The sequence below is a fragment of the Pseudomonas sp. 24 E 13 genome (genome assembly GCF_900004715.1).
Lineage (GTDB): Bacteria > Pseudomonadota > Gammaproteobacteria > Pseudomonadales > Pseudomonadaceae > Aquipseudomonas > Aquipseudomonas orientalis_A.
Genome location: NZ_CVTO01000045.1, coordinates 1 through 3,860 on the forward strand (window position 1 = coordinate 1; position 3,860 = coordinate 3,860).

Sequence of the window (3,860 nt, forward strand, 5' to 3'; positions counted from 1 at the left end):
CGGCGAGTTTGGCGGGAGTGCCGTTGAACAGTTTATTGAGGTGCAGGCTGTTGCCCTTTTGCGGGCCGAGGGTGGCTGTCCGCGCTGACGGCACCGGTCCGACGCGCCAGGCTGATGCCTCTGGGCTGGTATCCCTCAAGCTCGAATACCTGGTTATCGACCATCACCACCTCGTCAACCCAAGCGCCGTCATGCTGCGCCTGCAACGCTCGCTGGTGGCTGGCGCAGGCGTAGCGGTCCACCGCCTCGCGACCCAGGCCATAACGGCGCGCCAGGTTGTCGGCCGTGGCGATCATGTCCAGGCCCGGGGCCGGGTCATACAAGGCTTCCCACAGAAAATCCTTGAACTGGACCTCGCCGCCAAGACGAAACCCGCCCCTGTGGGTGTAAGCCGCGATGGGGTTGCGCGACATGGATTCACTGGCCACACACAAGGCCAGTTGCCCGCCGTCGCGCAGTTGCCCGGCAGCCTGGCGCAACAGTTCGAAACCGGTGGCGCAGATGCGCTGCACCCCCAGTGCCGGGACCGCTTGCGCCACCCCGCTGTACAAGCCGATATGCCGCGGCAGCAAGTAGGCATCGAAACTGGCCTGGGCCATGGAGCCGGCCAGAACGCTGTCCACTGCCTGCGGTTCAATACCCGCACGGGCCAGTACCTCACGGCCCACCTTGATCCCCAAGTCGATGGGTGAGACCTGAGACAGTGCGCCACCCAGGTCAATCCAGGGGGTGCGTACGGCCTCGAGAATCGCCACATCGGCAAACGCCGAATACTGCCCGTTCAAGGTTTCGGCTCGGCGCGCAGGATCGTGGCCTCTTCGCCGCGATACAACGCCTCGACCTTGGCCGCGCGCCATTGCAGCACGGCGCGCTGGTTGATCGAACCTTTGTCGGTGATTTCCCCACGATCGATGGACGCCGGCTCGTCGAGCAGGGCAATCCATTCCAGGCGACTGGCATTGCCGGTCACCCCGCGATTGAGGCGTTGCAACCAATCGCCGAACCACTGGCGCACCGGCGCGCTGCCGAGCACGTCGGCGTCGCTGGCGTCGGCGCCCAGGCCCGCCAGCCGACGGCATTCGTAGAGCCTGGGGAACACCAGTGCTCCGAGGCACTCGCGATCGGGCGCGGTAATCACCAGGTCCTGCACATAGGGCGAGCCGTCGAGCACCGCGCGATTGCGCAACGGACCAACGCTGACAAACACCCCGGAAGAGAGCTTGAAATCCTCAGCAATTCGCCCATCGAACATCAAGCCCAGTTGCGGCTGCTTAGGGTCGGCGAGCTTGATCGCGTCTCCTGAACAGTAGAACCCTTGTTCATCGAACACCTCGGCGGTTTGCTGGGGCGCCCGCCAGTACCCCGGCATGATATGCGGCCCGCGAAAGCGCCCTTCGAACTTGCCGTCCACCGGCACCAGGCGCACCTCGCAGCCCGGCGCGGGCAAGCCGATATAGCCGGCCATGGACAACGGCCCGGTGGTGAAGGTGCAGGACGGTGCGGCTTCGGTCATGCCCAGCCCGGCCATCATGCGGATGCGTTCACCGCAGTGCTGTTCGGCTACGCGATCGAGGCGATCCCAGATACTTTGGGACAGGCCGGCGGCGGCGAAGAAGAACAGCTTCATCCGCGCAAAAAAACATTCGCGCAACTCGGCGTCCTGTTCCAGGGCGTTGACCAGTTCTTCCCAGCCCTTGGGCACCGTCAGGTAAGCCGTGGGCGAAATCTCCTTGAGGTTGCGCAAGGTCTGGGCAAAACCCTGGACCGTGGGCTTGCCGTCGTCCAGATAAAAGGTGCCGCCGTTGTAGAGCACGATGCCGATGTTGTGGCTGCCGCCAAAGGTGTGATTCCACGGTAGCCAGTCCACCAGCACCGGAGGCTCCTCACCAAACACCGGAAACGTCTGCAACAGCATCTGCTGGTTGGCGCAGAGCATGCGCTGGGTGGTGATCACGGCCTTGGGCAATTTGGTCGAGCCCGAGGTGAAGAGAAACTTGGCGATGCTGTCAGGACCGGTGGCCTGGAACGCCGCATCGGCCTCGGCGCCGCCCGGCGTTTGCAGCAGGCTCGCAAAGCTGGCCTGAGTACGCCCGGGGACGTGGCCGCGCACGCAAATCAACGGAGTTTCGGCCGGCAATACGGCCTCGATCGCACGCTGGTAGGCCGCCGCATCGCTGACGAATACCAGCCCGGGTTGCAGCAGGTCACAGACATGCCGCAGCTTGGCGAAATCCTGGGACAACAACGCGTACGCCGGCGAGACCGGGCAGTAAGGAATACCGGCGTACATGGCGCCGAGGGCGACCTGCAAATGCTCGATGTCGTTGCCCGACAGCAATGCCAGCGGCTTGTCCGCCGACAGCCCGTAGCTGAGCAGGCCCTGGGCAATCGCGCGCACACTGTCGAGCATCTCGCGGTAGCTGATACGGCGCCAATCCCCACCGGCCTGGCGTGCCGCGATAAACGTCTGCTCGGGCCGTACCCGAGCCCAATGCACCAGGCGATCGAGCAGGCGCGCCGGCAACTCGGCCAGGGGCTCCAGGGAGCGCATGTGCAACACGCCGTGTTCTTCAGTGACCGCCACCGGCGCGTGGCCGATGGAGACCTCGCGGTATCGCGGTGCGGGCTGGGGTTGCGGTCGGAATTCGGAACTCACAAGGATGTCCTCCAGCAAGGCGGATCACAGCCGCCTTGTTATTGTTATGTCGCAGCAACTGCTCAGATCGGGTAATGCCGTGGCCCGTTCTGCAAGGTCACCCAACGCAATTGCGTGAAGTGCTCAATGGACGCCTTGCCACCAAAGCTGCCGTACCCACTGGACTTGACCCCGCCAAACGGCATCTGCGCCTCGTCATGCACAGTCGGCCCGTTGATATGGCAAATCCCCGACTCGAGCCGCTGGGCCAGGGCCAGTGCACGCCCGGTGTCACGACTGAAGATAGCCGCCGACAGGCCGAACTCGGAGTCGTTGGCCAGGCGCAACAAGGCTTCATCACCCTCACCACGTAGCAGGACGGCCACCGGGCCAAAGGACTCTTCGCGGTACAAGCGCATCTGTTCGGTGACGCCATCGATCAGGGTCGGCTGCAGGATGCTGCCCTCCAGTTGGCCGCCCACCACCAGCCGCGCGCCCTTGGCCAGGGCATCGTCGATCAGGGCCTTGATGCGTGTGCCGGCGCTGGCATCCACCAGGGAGCCCAGCACCGAATCCGCCGCAGCGGGGTCACCCGCACGCAAGGTCGCGACCTTGGCCGCCAACTTGGCGGTGAACGCATCGGCGACCCTGGCATCGACGATCAGGCGTTCGGTGGACATGCAAATCTGGCCCTGGTTGAAATAGGCGCCAAAGGCCGCCGCCGCCACAGCGGCGTCAAGATCGGCATCGTCGAGCACCAGCAACGGTGCCTTGCCGCCCAGTTCAAGCAATGCCGGCTTGAGATGACGCGCCGAGAGTTCGCCGACAATCCGCCCGACATGGGTCGAGCCGGTGAAGTTGACCCGGCGCACGGCCGGGTTGGCGATCAGCCGCTCGACAATCGCGGCGGCATCGGCCGGAGCATTGCTGATGACGTTGACCACGCCATCGCCAAGGCCGGCATCCTGCAACACCTGGCCGATCAGGCGGTGCACCGCCGGGCTTAATTCCGAGGCCTTGAGCACCACGGTATTACCGCAGGCCAGCGGCATGGCGATGGCGCGTGTGGCGAGGATGACCGGGGCGTTCCACGGCGCGATGCCCAGCACCACACCGCACGGTTGACGCAAGGCCATGGCGAAACTGCCGGGGACATCGGAGGGGATCACCTCCCCCGTGATCTGGGTGGTCATCGACGCTGCTTCGCGCAGCATATTGGCCGCCA

At 64.8% G+C, this 3,860-nt stretch carries 2 protein-coding genes and 2 pseudogenes; all 4 read right to left on the reverse strand.

Annotation, left to right across the window (positions count from 1 at the left end; all coding sequences use genetic code 11):
* Nucleotides 1-70, reverse strand: a pseudogene (locus BFP90_RS27965) (sulfurtransferase TusE); the annotation flags it as partial.
* Nucleotides 66-785: pseudogene (locus tag BFP90_RS01660) on the reverse strand (acetyl-CoA C-acyltransferase); the annotation flags it as partial. The pseudogenes BFP90_RS27965 and BFP90_RS01660, both read right to left, overlap by 5 nt.
* Complete coding sequence (locus tag BFP90_RS01665) at nt 782-2,656, reverse strand: feruloyl-CoA synthase (protein ID WP_065895798.1); 1,875 nt, start codon at nt 2,654-2,656, stop codon at nt 782-784. The gene BFP90_RS01665 and the pseudogene BFP90_RS01660, both read right to left, overlap by 4 nt.
* A 62-nt stretch (nt 2,657-2,718) precedes the next feature.
* Nucleotides 2,719-3,860: aldehyde dehydrogenase (locus BFP90_RS01670; RefSeq protein ID WP_065895799.1), on the reverse strand; the 1,142-nt coding region annotated here is incomplete at its 5' end.